We start from the raw sequence: 16,927 nt of genomic DNA, 5'->3' as shown, positions 1-16,927 counted from the left end.
GATGAGCATCGGAGAAATTTGGGGGCTGATGAAAGTAACGGTGTCTCAGTGGAGGCAAGATCAAGCCTCGCTGATGGCAGCTGCTTTAGCCTATTACACGGTATTTTCTCTAGCACCGTTGTTGATTATCATAATTGCGATCGCAGGAGCAGTATTTGGGGAACAGGCGGCAAAAGGTGAGTTGGTAACGCAAATTCAGGAGGTGATTGGCACAGATGCTGCCCAGTTTATCCAAACAGCGATTGAAAATGCTAGTCAACTCGATCCAAGTCAAGGCCCTATCCCCACATTGATTAATATTGGTGTCCTCCTTTTCGGCGCAAGCGTTATTTTCACGCAACTCCAAAAATCACTCAATAAAATTTGGGAAGTGCAAGCGAAGCCAGAAAACGGCATCATGCAGTTCCTTCGTAAACGCCTTCTATCATTTTCGATGGTGCTAGTGATTGCGTTTTTACTGCTTGTGTCGCTAGTTGTCAGCACATTACTTGTGATTCTCGGCAATTATTTGAGGGGATTGATTCCTGGTTTTACCTACTTGTGGCAAATTCTCAATGCTCTTGTTTCGTTTAGCATTGTCACGCTGTTGTTTGCGATGATATTTAAAATTCTGCCGGATGCCAAGATTGCTTGGAAGGATGTCTGGATGGGTGCAGCAATTACGGCAGTGCTATTCAATATCGGCAAATCTCTTTTAGGATTTTATCTAGGTCATAATAGTTTTGCCTCTGCCTATGGTGCAGCAGGCTCGTTGGTAATTATTCTGACTTGGGTTTTTTATTCCGCTCAGATTTTGTTCTTGGGGGCAGAATTTACGCAGGTTTACACCAGAAGATGGGGTAAAAAAATTGTTCCGGCAGAGTATGCGCTGCAAGTTCCTAAAACCTCTTGTAGGGAATTAGATCGGTAAGCCTTTTTCCTGTACCTCAGCCCAAGTTAGTTCGCTTTCGATATAAGTTTTCGCTAGATTGATGAGTTGATAAAGATAGTGATTTCCCTCAGGTTCAGTCATCATCGTATGCGGGATATCTAGCTCTTTATCAAAGCAGTGATACCAAGATTTTGCCTGATACTTGAGTACGGATTCAAACAACTCCTGATGCTCATGACGGTTTGTCGCTCCATCTTTTTCACTGGAAACAATCAACATCGGGGTGGTAGGAGTATGTTTTGCTCGCTCAAGAATCTCCTGTCCCATATCTAGAAAGATTCGTGCAGCAGGAATGCGAAAGCCATTATAGCCAAAGTTCCCTGGATTATCTTTGTTGAGCCACTCGTAGTAAAACGGAAGAGTTTCTACAAGCCAATCTACCAGCAGATTATTACCACTTAGGTAGGGAGCAAAGAGTAGGGTTCGATAAATTTGATCGGGATATTTGAAGGCTAACCAAGCGGCTAAGATACCCCCCGTAGAGTAGCCTCCAATTATCACCTGTTCTCCTAAGAGTTTCGCTTGTTGGAACCACTCTTGTACAAACTTCAAATAAACTTGAGGATCTTCTGGAAGAGGCGGGGGATTATCACCATCCCAATCTCCTGCTATTCCATGACCGGGTTGTAAGGGAGCGAGGACGTTGTAGCCTGACTGAAATAAGGCTTCTCCTAATGGCTCAAACTGATAGGGACCAGCCGTAAACCCGTGGAAGAATAGAAAAACTTTAGGGGTGGGGTGGGGTTGGAAAAAAAAATTCGAGCGGCACTTTTCGTTCCGGATTGGTAGTGCGTCCTCACGGGTTTTAGCTTGTTCAACAATTGCGGCTGTTGTGGTGGAGTAGTCGAACATATAATCAACGGTTTTTACTTCTTCCTTACCATTCGCCTAATTAGGAGTGCGAAAAAACTACCGTTAGGGGTAAAAATCAGTTTCCTTGTAAGCTGCTGGCTCTACCTTTTGAATCCAAACTTCTTTTTGGATAGGTGGCGATACAGCCGTTTGAATTGAAACCTAGAGCGATCGCTTTCAGGCGATGTAACTCCCAAGGGTAATCGAATGGTGAACGTGCTACCTTTGCCCAATTCACTCTGCACTTGTAGGCTGCCCTGGTGTGCATGCATGATCGCCTGGGCGATCGCAAGTCCCAATCCTGACCCACCCGTGTGGCGAGAGCGATCGCTATTGACTCGATAGAAGCGATCAAAAATCTGCGTTTGCTCCGAAAGTGCAATGCCAATGCCTGTATCTTGAATATGAATCAGAGCCTGATGTTCGCTGCGATCTAAGACAACTGTTACCTGACCCCCAGCAGGGCTGTATTGGATAGCATTAATAATTAAGTTAGAAACCAGGCGATAAAGCTGCTCCTCATCACCGATAACGTTCAGTGGATTATGTATCCGTAGCAAAGAAGTCAGCGTCACTGATTTGGAGAGTGCCAACGCGGCAAATTCCTCGACTAAATCGCTGACAAGATCATTTAGACAACTCATCTGGTGTCGCCGTGGCAAGGCTTGTTGCTCCAAACGCGCCAAGAGCAACAAATCGGCAACCAGTTGAATCAGTCGCCGATTCTGACGCCCGATTGTGTCTAGGATGTCCTGCACCTCTTTTTCATCCAACTGAGGCACCGAACGCACTGATTCTACCGTCGCTTGTGTCGCGGCTAGAGGCGTCCGCAACTCGTGGGCAGCATCCGCTGTAAACTGTTGGATCTGCTTATAGGATTGGTAAATGGGTTGCATCGCTAAAAGGGCTAACCACCAACTGGAGACACCTACCAGAATCAATATCGTTGGTAATCCCAATTTCAAAATCCATTTGACGTTATTGAGGTAGTCGTTGAAGTCTTTGAGACTCCGCCCCACTTGAAAGTACCCCCAATCACGATTGTCTTGGGTATGTAGCGATAGAGAAATTTGATGATAAACGTTGCCTTTGCCATCGTTTAGGGTTTGCCAGCGTTCCTTGTTTAACACTTGAGGGAGTCCCTGTAGATGGACACCCGCTATGGCAATTAGCTGCCCTGAAGTATCAAAGAAACGGATATAGTAGTTACCTTGGTTAACGGCGCTTAGAATATGGCGATCGGGACTCAACTGCTCTTTCATGCAGTTGCCTCCGGCTAAGCAAAGATTTGGTAAAAGCTGCTCGACAACTGGCTCCAAGCGTCCGGGTTGCTTCAATTTCAGTTCAATACTGTCATGCAACGTTCCTGCTACAGACTCCAACTCGCGGTCTACGGCTACCCAATGAGCGTGGGCGATCGCTTCGTAAACACCGAATCCAGACAGGCTCAAAATCAACCCCATGACTCCGGCATACCACAGAGCCAATCGAGTGCGAGTTCGGTTAAACAGTTTATTTTGATTCATGAGTTGGATTGAAGCGATACCCAATACCATGCAACGTTTCAATCAAATCAAGGCGGTTACTAGAAGCTAGTTTGCGACGCAACAGACGGACTTGAGCCGCTACCACATTACTAATCGGTTCTGCACTCACTTCCCATAGCTGATTCCGAATCTGGTCGCTGGTAACAACCTGATTAGGGTGCTTCATGAAGTACTCCAGCAGTTGGAATTCCTTAGTGGTTAAGAGAATCACCTGCTGCTCGGCTAAGGGGTTTTGAAAACAAACAGTGCGGGTGCTGTAATCTAAGGTGAGGTTGCCAACCGTCAACTGTTGGGGTTGAAGCTGGGGCGATCGCCTTTGCAATGCCCTTAAGCGTGCCAGCAGTTCTGCCATCCCAAACGGTTTCACCAGATAGTCATCCGCGCCAGCATCTAGCCCTGCTACCTTATCTTCCATTTGGTCTTTGGCTGTAAGCATCAAAACTGGCAGAGGACTATGCTGCGATCGCAGTCTATGCAGTAGCTCTAATCCTGACAGTCCTGGCAGTAACCAATCGAAGATCGCCAGCGTATACTGGGTTGCTTGGTCATTTAGAAAGTTCCAAGCTTCTGTGCCATCAAGAACCCAGTCAACGACATACTTATTCTGATTCAGAACTCGCTTGATAGCCGCACCCAAATCTGGCTCATCTTCGACTAGCAAAACTCTCATAAAATCAATCCGTCAACGTCAATAGAAAAAACCGAGCGCGAGTCCGAAAGAGTGAATTTTATGCATTAGAATCCTCGCCTTTGAGAGACTAACAGCTTAGAAAAAGTAGGTAGCAAAGGTAGCAATAGTTTATTGACCGTTTTGCTCAGGAGTCACTGACTAAAACTAAAACGACCATCTACTTTTTGTCCATCAATCTCCGAAGTGACTTTTACCTGATACTGACCCGATGCATTTCCGGGAAGCAAAGCTGCATAGTGTTGTCCTTCAGCGTCATAGGTGAGGGGAAGGGTCTTTTGAGTCCCATCAGGTAGCTGAACTTGAGCTGTTACTTTGGCGTTAGGGATTGCTTCGTGATTGTCGCCTTTTTGCAAATAAAAATCTAAATGAGTTCCGTTATCTTCTTTCACAGGGACAAACTCTAAGTGGTAGGAGCCTGACTCGACAACTTGACCGCCTGCTAGGGGTTTGGCTGTATGACTGGAGGACTCAGTGTTAGCGGCATCAGTTGGTTGTGCTGTTGATTCAGCGGGTTGGGTAGTTGTTGGGCTACTATCTGAGTTTGTGGCTTGGTTGTTGTTACCACAAGCGCCCAGAAAAATCAGGCTGATACTGCCTAGAGCAATCAACATAAACTTGAGAGATTTCATACTTTTGGTTCCTAACACTAAACAACTGCAAATTTCTTTTTCCATAACAAAATAGCAGCACTAACTCAAAACAGAGATGGTGCCGCTGTTTGGTAATTCGAGCCTATCCCCCTGCTAAAAACTCATAAGGGAATCTACGCGCACTAGGGGGTAGCAAGGAGAAAGTCCTATCTGGATTGATTGCTCTGTCCACCCATCATTCTCGGCATATTGTTCATCATTCCTGGCATATTGTTCATCATGTTTTTGCAACAGCTACATCCCGTTTGGTTGGGTTGCTGTGGCGTCTGGTTCGTTTGCGCTGTTGTTTGGCTCGTCTGCTCTTGAGTCGGCTTTGCCTCATTGGTACTGGAGGCTGTAGTAGGTGTCACAGTCTCATTGTGAGTGTCTGCTAGCGTTGGACTCGCTGTCAACGTTAGCAATGCCATACAAGCGATCGCGCCACTCAATACTGTCTTAGCTCGTGTAGTCAGGCTCATCTTTTACTCTCCGTGCTTGTGTGAATTTATTGATTCTTAGCGAACTAAAGCCATACTAGACTCTCTAGTCAAGTGGAGAGTCAAGCTAGTCATTCAAGGATTTCGCATAACCTACTAAATCAATCCTGACAAATAAGGGCAAGACAATCACCTCTCAACAACGGCTTTGACTACCCTCCCGTTTTCAGAAATTGGTGGTATTTGTTTAGGCACTAAGAATTTCCCAAATTTGACGTACAACGCTGGTAATACCATTAGCGTTAATGCTGTAGAAGTAAACAACCCACCCAGCACCACTATAGAAAGTGGTTGCAGAATTTCCTTCCCTGGTCCACCCTCTACTACCAGGGGTGCTAAACCCAGTGCAGAGGTGAAAGCCGTCATCAGGATGGCGTTGAGCCGTTCCATCGACCCAGAAATCAGAACTTCTTTAAAGGGCATCCCTTCTGCAAACTTAGTATTGTAGTTGTCCACCAGTAGCAGTCCATTACGGGTGGCAACCCCAAACAAGGTAATAAAGCCAACTAGAGAGGCAATGGAAACGATGCCTCCAGTCAAAGCGACCGAAAATACTCCCCCTACCAAAGCTAAAGGCAAATTAATCATGATTGCGGCGGTAGAGGGGATGGATTTAACAGAAAGGTACATGATTACCGTAATGACGACAAAGGCTATAGCACTGGAAATTAAAATGTTCTGGGTGGCTCGTTCTTGTGCCTCAAATTGACCCGCATACTGGATATAGTAACCAGCTGGAACTTGCACTTGTTGCTTAACTTTGTCTTGGATTTCATTCACAACAGAACGCAAATCTCTCCCCTTCGCATTAGCCGCCACAACGATCAATCGGGAAACATTCTCGCGGTTGATGGTATTCGGACCCGTGCCGTTATCAATTATTGCAACTTGGGCTAAAGGAATTTTTTGATTGTTGGGAGTATCAACTAGTAAATTGCGAATGGTATCCAGATTTTGACGAGCATCTGGCTTTAACCACACCACGAGGTCGAAGGTTTGTTGCTTTTCTAAGACTTGGGATACGACTCGCCCATTGAGTGCTGTTTCAATAATTTCAGAAAGTTGTCCGACCTGAAGACCATATCGAGAAGCAGCAGCTCGGTCAAATTTGATTTGGATCTGTTCAATTGGCACTTGGGGTTCGAGTTGTAAATCTACGATTCCCTCAACCGTTTTCATCACATCATTAACTTGTTGCCCAATGATGCGAAGTTGTTCTAAATCGGGTCCGAAAATTTTAACTGCGATCGCACTTCTGACCCCAGACAAAACTTCATCCATTCGGTGAGAGATAAAACCGCCAATATTAGGCGCTACTCCTGGTAATTTGGCAAATTCCTCCCGTAGCTTCTCAATCGTCTCCTCCCGGTTTTCCATTCCGGCTTCGCTCAACTCGATGTCCAAATGCCCCAAATTGACCCCCCCTGCATCAGCATCCCCTGGCGCACGTCCCGATCGCAACTGCACGTAGGGAAATCTGGCATCACCCTTAAGTGCCTCTTGAATTGCTCCTCCAGCGCTATTGGTCGTTTCTAGAGATACACCAGGATATAGCAGCACGGTATTCACCAAAGTTTGCTCCTGAAACTCTGGTAAAAACACCCGTCCCAAGGTTGGAACAATGAGAATTGCCGCCACAAAACTAGCAATGGCGAGGCTCAAGATAATTCCAGAACAACGCAGAGAAAACGTTAAAAGGGGATGATAAAGCCGCTTAAAAAATCTCGCTACCCAAGGTTCCCGTTCTGGCAAACGACCGTGAGGTAGTAAGATGGCGCATAAAGCCGGAGTCACTGTTAAAGCCGTCACGCTAGAAGCGATAACTGCCGCCATATAGCCCAAGCCCATTGGAATAAAAATGCTACCTTCTACGCCAGTCAAAGCGAAAATTGGGGAGAAGACAACGATTGTAATGATGGTGGCTCCGAACACTGAGTCGCGTACCTCTTGGCAACCTTCAAATACAACATCCAAAACGGGACGGGGGTTGGGAGAATATTTATTTTCCCTCAGAGAACGGAAGACATTCTCCGCGTCTACAATCGCATCATCAACGGCTGAACCAATGGCTACTGCTAGTCCTCCTAAAGTCATCGTATTCAAACCTTGTCCCAGCCAATTGAGGAGTAGGACTCCGATTAGCAAAGACAAGGGAAGAGCCGTTAGACAAATAGCAAGGTTTCGCCAATTCATCAAAAAGGGGATAAGGATAAGGGCAACAATAATGCTGCCTTCAACTAAAGCCTCCCTCACATTCTCAATAGAAGAATCGATGTAATTTTCCTGACGAAATGTAGCAGTAACTTTTATATCTTTAGGTAAGCCTGCTCTCACCTCTTCCATTGCCGCTTCAATCGCACGGGTGACAGTGGGAGTATCGGCAAGAGGCTGTTTATTAATCATCACGATAATTGCCTTTTGACCATTAAAGCTGCCATCGCCGCGTTTGAGTTCTGCACCAATTTGTACGTCAGCGACATCTGCTATGTTGACAGGCTTACCATCGCGAGCCGTAATTACCGATTGCTGTAAGTCTTCGATCGATTCAATCCGCCCAATACCCCGGATTAGCTTTTCTCGGTCAGGGGTGATTAAATAGCCACCCGGAGCATTAACATTGGCAGCGGATGATGCTTCCACAACGTCTTCTAGAGAGACATTAAAGGCTTTTAGTTTCTCTGGATCAACTAATACTTGATACTGGCGGATATCGCCGCCATACGCTACCACTTGACTAACGCCAGGAACAGCCAAAAGACGATTGGTTACTTGCCAATCAACAATACGCCGCACTTCCATTAGGGACGTTGTTTGGGAGGTGAAGGCATATTGGAGTACAGTGCCGACAGGGGAGCTAATCGGAGAAATTTGTGGCGTTTCCACCCCTTCAGGAAGCTTACTTGCCGCTTGCTGTAGTCGCTCTGTTACTAGCTGCCGAGCTTGATAAATATCGGTTCCCCAGTTAAAAATGATTTTGACAACGGAAATCCCCGCAGCACTAGAAGAGCGTACCGCTGTCACTCCTGGTGTCCCGTTAATCGCACTCTCAATCGGTAAAGTTACCAGAGATTCCAATTCTTCTGGCGCAAGTCCGGGGGCTTCGGTTTGAATTTCAACTTGGGGAGGGGCAAAGCTAGGGAAGACATCCAGTGGCATCTGGATGATCGTGCGAAATATCCAAAAGGTAACAACAATTGTACCGAGGATGACCAGCCAGCGTTTCGCGATCGCCCATTTGATAATAGCGCTCAGCATCTTTAAGTATTAGCTAAAAATATACTTTTGAGTTAAGGAGCTTTTTTAATTCAAAACTCATCACTCGTTTAAGAGCGCGGTTCTTGAGGCTCGTCATGCTCCCCAAGACGAGAGCTAGAATGAGACGCGATCGGCTGCTTGGAGTTGTTGAGATGAGGCTCTGTTTCATAGCTAAGGGCGTTGTACTCCATGTTGCCTACTGACAGCAGCCGACGCTCGGTTCGACGTGCAGCCCAGGAAGCTCCAGCCCAAAAAGTGCCAACAGCGATCGCGCCCCCTGCCGGGATGACCAACCACCAAGGAAGCTGAGAACCACTCTTGTTAGAATCAGTCGCCTGAGAGGGTGCAGGAGCCTGATCATGTGCCTCGTCGGCATTAGCGGTACTACCACCTCGCAATGATTGAGCATAAAGTTGAGGCGATCGCTGGGTGACAACCAAATCCCCCTCAAATAGACCTGTTTTCACCTCAACCATGTCCCCGGACGTTTGACCTAACGTGACTTCAACAGGCTGATAGGCATTGCCATTTTGGAGATAGACTTGTTTCTTGCCGTCCGCCTCAACCACGGCTGAAGTAGGAATGGCTAAGATAGCTGCCGCCGTTCGGTCTGTTAGGACTTCTAGTTCGGCAAACATCCCTGGTTTGAGTACTCCGCCAGGGTTGTCCAGTTCGGCTTTTACTGGCACCACCCGCGTTTCCCCTTCTACCACCGAGGCGATCGTGGCAATCCGTCCGCTGAAGGTACGTTTAGGCAAGCTACTGACCTTGACGCTCACCTGTTGACCCGTCTTGACTTTGTCTAAATCTTTTTCGTAGATATTCGCGGTCGCAAAAACACGATTGTCATTCACAATCGTCATTAACTTGCCGCCTGCATCCTCGAAGGCTTGACCGAGGGTTACTTCGCGATCGCTAACTGTGCCAGAGATAGGAGATGTCACCGTCACCAGTCCTTTGTCATTGGCACGAGTTCCCAATTGTTGCAGCCTTGTCTGATAGGCGGTATCACTCAGGCGGATACGGGACTGGGCTACCTCAACAGCGGCTTGGGCGCGTTTGAGTTGGTTCTCTGCTTCCAGAACTTCCCGGCTACTCGTTGCCTTGACGAGTTGAGCCTCGCCTTCTCTCAGGTGCGATCGCGATTCCAGCATCTGGCGTCGTGGCAGCGCTCCTGCACTCACCAAACCTTGGTCTTTGTCATATTGTTCGCGAGCTACCTCAACTTCGGTGCGAGCTTGTTCAATCTCAGCAACGGCAATTTGACGTTGACTCTCTAGATTTCGTTCAGCTAGTCTCAAGTCCGCTTGAGCTTGCTGTAAATCGGCTTGGGCTTCTGCTTCTTTTTCCTGGGATTCGACGCGCAGATCCACTAAGTCTGGTGCAGCTAGGACAGCGACAGGTTGACCTGCTCTCACAGAAGCACCAGGTTCCACCAATAGCTCAACGACTTTCCCTGGAATCGGTGCAGTCACCTCCACTTTTTTGTTGGGCAGGGTTTCAATCTGACCCGTGGTTTTTATCCCAACCGCTAGCTGTTGGCGTTTGACTGGCTCAACTTTAATTCCCAGTCGTTTGGCGGTTTCGGCATCAACCTGAATAGAACCAGTAGATTGACTGGCTTCGTCTGTGTGCTGAAATTCGTTTCCGTGTCCGCCGTGGGCTAAAACAGCTACGGGAATCGTTATTAGCATAAAGCTCAGGAGTGCAAAAGAAACACAACGGAGCGGTGCAGGGCGTTGGGGGTCACAGTTGCGCGTCATTGGGAATGTCATTGAGTCCCGATAGAGCAGAGGAACGGCAAAAGAAGGGCATTTGATCTAGTGCAAGAGGGCAGGAGGCAGAAGGCTTTTATGAAAGAAAACTTGTAAGGTAAACTTTTTAACCTTTTTCAACTGCGTAGTCATTTCCGCCACACTGCACTAAGTATTTATGTTTCACAGAGGTGGTGGCTCACTAAAGAGCATTTACAAGTTTCACTCTTGAAGTACCGCATCTGCACTTACTAGCCAGTTTTTCACCCAAAAATGAAATCACGATGAAATGTTCCTACCTCATTAGTAGGAAATCCGGCTCTCCCGTACTGGTGGTGATACTAGCTCCATCCCAATAGACATAACTGATCAGTACGAATTTAGTACAAAGGTACCACAAGCTTTGAATTCAAAAAGGATTGCTATATATCCTTCAAGTTAGGTCTTGTGTTCTAACCTTATTAAAGCTCCTAGCTTCAATCAACTTCACACTCAAAAATTAGTCTGTGCATACGTTCAACTCTCCTAAAACTTCAGGGAAGTCTAGTTTTACCAAAAGAACATGGCTTCCTATGCTCACTCTCCTAGGCGTGAGTCTTACATTAACCATTACTTCAGCTCAACCTGCTTCTGCTGTTGGGATAGTTGGCACAGGAACACCTGCAAGCTGTACAGAAGCGGCTTTGAATAGAGCTTTAGCGGATGGTGGCAATGTTTATTTCAATTGCGGTGCAAATCCTCACACAATTTCCATAACTAGAGAAAAGGTAGTTGCGACTAATACCTTAATCGATGGTATGACTAACGGTCAAAGCTTAATCACACTGAGTGGTAGAGGACGAAATCGAATTTTTTCCACTCAAAACGGCATCGAATTTACTGTTAAGAACCTCACTATTGCCAATGGTTTTACAACTGACCAGGGAGGCGGTATTTCCAGTGGGTTTCAAGGAAAGCTAAGGGTTGTTGGTTGCACATTTAGCAATAACATATCTACGAAAGGGGGAGAGTTCGATGGTGGGGGTGCAATTTATATTCAAAGTGAGGGAACGGCAATTATCGAGAAGAGTTCCTTTGATGGAAATCAAGCTGGAAATGGTGGTGCCATTCACAACTTATTGAGTGATTTAACGGTTGATAACAGTACCTTTACAGGCAATGAATCCGTTCGTTCTGGCTCAGGCGGTGGGGGTGGTGCAATTTTCATTGATGGGGCTAAGGGGGATAACGGAAAAATTATTATCCGCAGTAGTAGCTTCACCAATAACACGGCTGTTCTTCAGGGAGGTGCGATCTTTAGTCAACTTTATAACAACAATACCAACACGATTGAAAATTCAACGTTGTCTGGTAATAGCGTGACTGGCACAGGTAATCAAGGATTCGGTGGAGGAATTTTCAGCATTGGTGGGGGCGCAAATACTGCCCTTAGTCTGGTTAATACTACCCTTTCTGGAAATACAGCGAGTAGTCAGGGGGGTGGTCTTTGGAGTGGTAACGGTTTAACAGTGAATATTACCAACAGCACAATTTTTGGGAATCAAGCGATTAGTGCTGATGGAAGTGGAATAGGCGGCGGGATTATGCGAACGGGCGGCACAATCAACATTACCAACACCACGATCGCAAATAATTCTGCGGGATTTGAAGGTGGGGGAATTTTTGGAGGGACAGCAACCACGATTACCAATGTGATCATTGCCAACAACACGGCAAGTAATGGTGGTAACTCGATTATCAAAAATAATTGCTTGGATGCCTTAACTAATGGTGGCAACAATCTGCAATTTGCCGCTAACAATCCCAATGACGCTGACTGCGGTACAGGTATCCCCATCGCTGACCCACTTCTTGCTTCTCTCGCTAATAATGGAGGTTCGACTGAGACGGTGGCACTACTACCAGGTAGTCCAGCAATTGATGCGGCTAACAATGCCGCCTGTCCTGCAACTGATCAACGAGGTGTTGCTAGACCCCAGGGGGGCGCGTGTGACATCGGTGCTTTTGAGGCGGATTGACACTCCCATGCCTAAAGGCGATGGGATTCTTGGTTCGCGGACTCGCCGTTAAACGACAGGATTACTCCAATCGCCCAAGAGGGCAAATCTCCCCAAGCGTAAGTTCCGGCGTGCCCCGCCGTACTGAGTGCTAGTTTCAAGATGTTGATGGCAGCATTAACATCCCGATCTTCGATGAACCCGCAATGTGGACAGACATGGGTTCTAGTAGATAAGGATTTCTTGACTTTATTCCCACAGCTAGAGCAATTTTGACTTGTATTGTAAGGTGGCACAGCAATCGTCACCTTTCCGTATTTAAAGCCAAAATATTCTAGCCATTGGCGAAATGTTGACCATCCCGCATCACTGATGGATTTAGCAAGATGCCGATTCCTCACCAACCCTTTTACATTTAAGTCTTCATAGGCTACCAAGTCGTTAGATTGGATGACGGAGTGTGCAACTCGCTTGCAATACTCTTTTCGTTGCCTACTTACTCTTAAATGCTTCCGAGCATATCGGTTTCTTGCTTTGTGGTAGTTTTTAGACTGCGGTAAGCCACCTCGTTTGAACTTCTTGGACTTCTTGCGGTTGGATCGGTTTAACTGCTTCTCTGATTTCCTATAGAACTGAGGACAAGGTTCTGTATTGCCAAGGTTGTCGGCAATGAAGAACTTTAGCCCTAAGTCCAATCCCACCATCTTTCCGGTTAGGTTGGGTTCAACCCTAACTTTTGCATCAACTGCAAATTGAGCGTAGTACCCATCAGCCCTACGGATAACCCGTACTCGCTTAATCTGCTTAATGTCATAGTAATTAAGGTCGTAGGTTCCTTTAAGCTTAAGGGTTCCTATGTTCTTCCCGTCCCGGAATGTAATCGCTTTTCGGTTAGAAGAAAGTTTCCAGCCGCTAGTTTTATATTCAACTGAGCGGCAGTGTTTCTTGAACTTTGGAAATCCCTTCTTCCCCTTAACTTTTTTCTTGCAGTTGTCAAAGAACCTTGCAATAGCGCTCCAAGTTCGTTCTGCCGCAGACTGTCGAGCCATTGAATTGAGTTCGTCGGCAAAAGGAAATTCTGCTGCAAGTACAGCGCAATATTTGTTGAGGTCGTATTGACGCAAACCCTTGTTTTCCATCCAGTAGCGCAAGCACTTGTTTTGGATGAACTGTGAGGTGCGAATCGCCTCTTCTATAGCTCGATACTGAGCTTCTTTCCCTTTCACTTTGAACTCGTAAACAATCATGGGTTCGACCTAACCACCACAAATATTATGTTACTACCTTCACATAAGATTGTTCATGACGCTTTATGACTTCGTTGCAGGATCTATTGGTCACCGTAGGAACGGAGGTGACCCGCCTTATATCTCACGCATGAATGACGTGGGTTTTACGGCGTTTCTATAATTTAAGACGTTGCTAGCCATTCGAGGCAAAGGTATGCCTTTGCCTAGAAAACACTCCTCAAACCACAACGAATTGGTAGGATAGTGTTGATGGACGATTTAGATCAATGCTACAGAGTACTGGGGTTAGATCCTGGAGCATCACTGGCTGAGGTGAACCAGGCATATAAGGACTTGGCATTTATTTGGCACCCCGATCGCGTTCCTGAAGATAACAAAAGACTACGAGACAAGGCGCAAGAAAAACTCAAGGAAATCAACCAAGCGCGTGATCAGTTGCGATCGCTTCAACAGCAGCAACGAACGAAAACACCCAAATCACAACCTTCACCCAAGCGTTCTCAAGCAAGCGATCGCAAAACACCACCCCAACAGCAGAAGCAATCCTCCTCTGGGTCTTACTACCATCAATCCCACTACCAACCGAAATCTCCAAATCCTGATTTAAGTGGAGCTGATTTTCGGAATGCTGACCTGAAAGAAAAGGATTTGTCAGGCAGAAACTTGACTAACGCCGATCTTAGTAACGCCAACCTCAGCGATGCCTTTTTACATAAGGTGAATCTTACTGGGGCAAATTTAGAGAGAGCGAATCTCTTTAGAGCCAACCTATTTCAAGCCAACCTAAGTCATGCCAACTTACGATACACGAACTTAATTGGCGCAGACTTCAGTGGTGCTGACCTCAGTGGGGCTGACTTGAGGGGGGCTAAAATTGGAACCAAAGACCGACTGATGGTTAAGTTGACAGGTGCTAACTTGTCTGGAGTAATCTGGCCTGATGACATAGTCAACAACGCTTAGCAAGTTAAGCACAGCGACACGGCAAGTTATGCCGCATCAGGATTTAGGTCAATCATCTCTCTAGTCGTATAGGTACCAATTGGACTCCAAAGTACATAAGGGAGGAGCAATAAAGCTGCTGTTCCGGAAATTGGAGACACAGCCAATGTCAGCAAAATCCCCAAGATAGCCCCCAATCCGCCCAAGATTGTGCCAGCGGCTAGGCTTTTCGTTCTCAACGTCACAGGAATATAGGCAACCGTAACAACTTCTACCAACAAGTAAACTCCCATAAACAGCCATGTACTAAGGCTTCCAGGGTCACTTTCCCAGACGAGGATAGCTGAGAGTGCGCCACATGCAAAAATGATCGTCCAGATGAACGGGATAGCTGGCTCGAAGAATAGCCAGTTCGGTCGGTCTAAACGTTTAGCCCACTTTATGTCACGGCGGGGTCTAATCAAGAAGCTACCTAGCGCCACGACAAAAGTCACAGTAGCGATAACTACCCAAGATTTAATCATCAGTCTTACCTTTATGCCCACTTAGCGACACATCCAAATGACCTTGCCACTGGATGCGATCGCATTCTTGGTATATTTGTTTGCTTTACGTTTTATGATAATCAACCAACCACAGCCCAAAACCTCTCTCTGAGTGAACACTTGTTCGTTCTGAACCGGCTACCAAAAACCTCGCTTACCACTGGGTAACACAGTCGCCCAATTGGTTTTTGCCACAGCTAGTTGTTCCTCAGTAATCTTGGCGTTGGAGAGATTTGCCCCACAGAGATTTGCCCCTTTTAAACTCGCGTTGTTGAGATACGCAAAGCTCAGATCTGCACCGCGCAAGTCAGCCCCTTCTAAATCGGCATAGCTTAAGTAAGCTCGACCTAATTTCGCATCCCGTAGGTTTGCCCGATTTAGACTTGCCCGTCCAAAATCAGCATTGGATAAATCTGCCCCCTGTAAATTGGTTCGAGCCAACTTCGCTTGGTGAAAAATTCCGCCAGCTAACTCGGTTTTATGAAGATCAAGCCCACTCAAATCTTGAGAGGCAAAATCTCTCCGACCTTTCATATAAGCTGTCAAGACCACATTCGCATCTAACTTAGCAGGAAGTTTTGGTTTTCCTGTTGTAACGCTCTCACTACGAAGGGAAGTTGTTGAAGCGCGTTGAGCAGGAATACCCTGATTACGTTGCCCGCCTAACGTTCGAGAACCGCTTTGTTCCTTACGGGCGCGTCGCGCTCGAATTGCATCTGCCAACTTCGTCGTTGCCGTGGAGGGGGATGAAGACGAACTCGGTGAGCCTAAGTCTCCAGAGTAGAAGAGTTGAGGGTTTAGAGGGTTGTGTGGCTGATTCGGCTTAGCAACCAATCCCTGCTCTAGACTGTCAAGATAAGGCTCCAAGTCAAGCGCTCTTAGGATATCTGTTGCTGACTGGTAGCGATGACGAACCGAAGCCTCCAACATTTTTTTCAAAACTTCAGCAAAATGGTCACTGACATGAACGTATTTCTGCCAGACCATTTCCCCAGTTGAGGGATTGTAATCTAGGTCTTTTGGTGATTTACCCGTTAATAAATAAATACAGGTGACCCCGACAGCATAGATGTCACTGGCATAAACAGGTCGCAATGCCATCTGCTCAGGTGGCGCAAAGCCTGGGGTACCGATCGCAAAATTTGTTAAAGCTGTTTGGTCTGAGTTACTGGCTGTAGGGGCGTTGACTTGGTTTTTCACAGCACCAAAGTCAATGAGAACCAGTTTGCGGTCTTGTTCACGACGAATCAAGTTCGCGGGCTTAATGTCCCGGTGAATGACCTGCTGGCTGTGGATGTACTGAAGTAGTGGCAGGAGTTCACTAAGGAATTGCTTGACTCCGGCTTCCGATAGTGGACCAGAGCGCTTGATTTCCTGCTGGAGGGTCGAGCCGCTAATGTACTCTTGTACCAAATAGAACTGCTGTTGTTCGTCAAAATAATCCAGCAGCCGAGGTACTTGGGGATGATTACCAATTTTTCCGAGGGTTCTGGCTTCTCTCTCAAATAGCTCCCGTGCCATCGGTATGACATGAGAGACATTGGATGCCGGACGCAGTTGCTTGATGACACAACAGGGGTCACCGGGCAAAGATTTATCTTCAGCGAGAAATGTTGCCCCAAATCCACCTTGACCCAAAGCTTTGTGTACCCGATAGCGATCGCGTAACAATAGCTTTGTGCCGCACGCCTGACAGGCATCGGCGTGCATCGGATTTTTGGGCTGAGGACAGGCAGGATTTAGGCAGTAGCTCATTCAGCGTCACCGATGGGGCGTCGTCCGTGCTGGGACGGAAGCTTTATATTGAAGCACCCGGCTTTACATATCTGGCTCTCGTTGGGAACGCACCGCCGAATGCACCCTAGTTTGGCAAGCCTTGTAGATAGAGATCTGATTTAAGACCAGGATATCCTACTTTTCATGTCTACCTGGTCAAGAAGGAAGCCAAATCGAGTCAAGTTCGCCAAAATTTATGTAAAGAGTTGATGAAGCTAGCTTAGCTTTAATAAAGCATTAATAAAAATCTATGCTGAGCTG

General features: G+C 46.7%; 13 protein-coding genes. 3 read left to right on the top strand and 10 right to left on the bottom strand.

The window, feature by feature from the left end; all coding sequences use genetic code 11:
- Position 1 precedes the first annotated feature (1 nt).
- Positions 2-910, top strand: a complete 909-nt coding sequence (locus H6F98_RS07730; RefSeq protein WP_192218089.1) for a YihY/virulence factor BrkB family protein — start codon at positions 2-4, stop codon at positions 908-910.
- Here H6F98_RS07730 and H6F98_RS07725 read toward each other — a convergent pair.
- From H6F98_RS07725 to H6F98_RS07695, 7 genes are all read right to left on the bottom strand, one after another.
- The gene (locus H6F98_RS07725) at positions 899-1,783 is read right to left on the bottom strand and encodes a carboxylesterase (protein WP_192218088.1); all 885 of its coding nucleotides are present in this window, start codon (positions 1,781-1,783) and stop codon (positions 899-901) included. The two genes, H6F98_RS07730 and H6F98_RS07725, sit on opposite strands and share 12 nt — an antisense overlap.
- Before the next feature lie 101 nt (positions 1,784-1,884).
- A complete protein-coding gene (rppB, locus tag H6F98_RS07720; RefSeq protein ID WP_192218087.1) occupies positions 1,885-3,309 on the bottom strand; it encodes a two-component system sensor histidine kinase RppB in 1,425 nt (474 codons plus the stop codon).
- The gene (gene rppA, locus H6F98_RS07715; RefSeq protein WP_192218086.1) at positions 3,296-4,000 is read right to left on the bottom strand and encodes a two-component system response regulator RppA; all 705 of its coding nucleotides are present in this window, start codon (positions 3,998-4,000) and stop codon (positions 3,296-3,298) included. Before rppA ends, rppB begins: the two co-directional genes overlap by 14 nt.
- A 152-nt stretch (positions 4,001-4,152) precedes the next feature.
- Complete coding sequence (locus H6F98_RS07710; protein WP_192218085.1) at positions 4,153-4,650, bottom strand: hypothetical protein; 498 nt, start codon at positions 4,648-4,650, stop codon at positions 4,153-4,155.
- A 167-nt stretch (positions 4,651-4,817) separates the two neighbouring features.
- Positions 4,818-5,129, bottom strand: coding sequence for a hypothetical protein (locus H6F98_RS07705; protein WP_192218084.1), 312 nt, complete (start codon positions 5,127-5,129; stop codon positions 4,818-4,820).
- Positions 5,130-5,276: 147 nt separating this feature from the next.
- On the bottom strand, positions 5,277-8,402 hold the full coding sequence (locus H6F98_RS07700) for an efflux RND transporter permease subunit (protein WP_192218083.1): 3,126 nt from the start codon (positions 8,400-8,402) through the stop codon (positions 5,277-5,279).
- Between the two features lie 68 nt (positions 8,403-8,470).
- Positions 8,471-10,165: an efflux RND transporter periplasmic adaptor subunit gene (locus tag H6F98_RS07695; RefSeq protein ID WP_192218114.1), complete on the bottom strand. Its 1,695-nt coding sequence runs from the start codon at positions 10,163-10,165 to the stop codon at positions 8,471-8,473.
- A gap of 563 nt (positions 10,166-10,728) precedes the next feature.
- Here H6F98_RS07695 and H6F98_RS07690 point away from each other — a divergent pair.
- Positions 10,729-12,174 (top strand): choice-of-anchor Q domain-containing protein, encoded by a 1,446-nt coding sequence (locus tag H6F98_RS07690; RefSeq protein ID WP_192218082.1) that lies wholly within the window; start codon positions 10,729-10,731, stop codon positions 12,172-12,174.
- An 11-nt stretch (positions 12,175-12,185) separates the two neighbouring features.
- On the opposite strand, the gene H6F98_RS07685 is transcribed toward H6F98_RS07690, so the two are convergent.
- Positions 12,186-13,400 carry an RNA-guided endonuclease TnpB family protein gene (locus tag H6F98_RS07685; protein ID WP_192218081.1) on the bottom strand — a complete coding sequence of 405 codons (1,215 nt, stop codon included), beginning with the start codon at positions 13,398-13,400 and terminating at the stop codon, positions 12,186-12,188.
- Between the two features lie 252 nt (positions 13,401-13,652).
- Here H6F98_RS07685 and H6F98_RS07680 point away from each other — a divergent pair, with 252 nt between their 5' ends.
- Complete coding sequence (locus H6F98_RS07680; protein WP_192218080.1) at positions 13,653-14,366, top strand: pentapeptide repeat-containing protein; 714 nt, start codon at positions 13,653-13,655, stop codon at positions 14,364-14,366.
- A gap of 26 nt (positions 14,367-14,392) precedes the next feature.
- Here H6F98_RS07680 and H6F98_RS07675 read toward each other — a convergent pair whose 3' ends face one another.
- Both H6F98_RS07675 and H6F98_RS07670 read right to left on the bottom strand, forming a co-directional pair.
- Positions 14,393-14,869 (bottom strand): TspO/MBR family protein, encoded by a 477-nt coding sequence (locus tag H6F98_RS07675; protein WP_192218079.1) that lies wholly within the window; start codon positions 14,867-14,869, stop codon positions 14,393-14,395.
- A gap of 159 nt (positions 14,870-15,028) precedes the next feature.
- Positions 15,029-16,645 carry a serine/threonine-protein kinase gene (locus H6F98_RS07670; RefSeq protein ID WP_192218078.1) on the bottom strand — a complete coding sequence of 539 codons (1,617 nt, stop codon included), beginning with the start codon at positions 16,643-16,645 and terminating at the stop codon, positions 15,029-15,031.
- Between the last annotated feature and the right edge of the window lie 282 nt (positions 16,646-16,927).

The organism is Microcoleus sp. FACHB-SPT15 (assembly GCF_014849525.1).
GTDB lineage: Bacteria > Cyanobacteriota > Cyanobacteriia > Cyanobacteriales > Coleofasciculaceae > Symplocastrum > Symplocastrum torsivum.
Note: the sequence above shows the minus strand (reverse complement) of the source record. Positions and strands in the feature narration are given on the sequence as shown.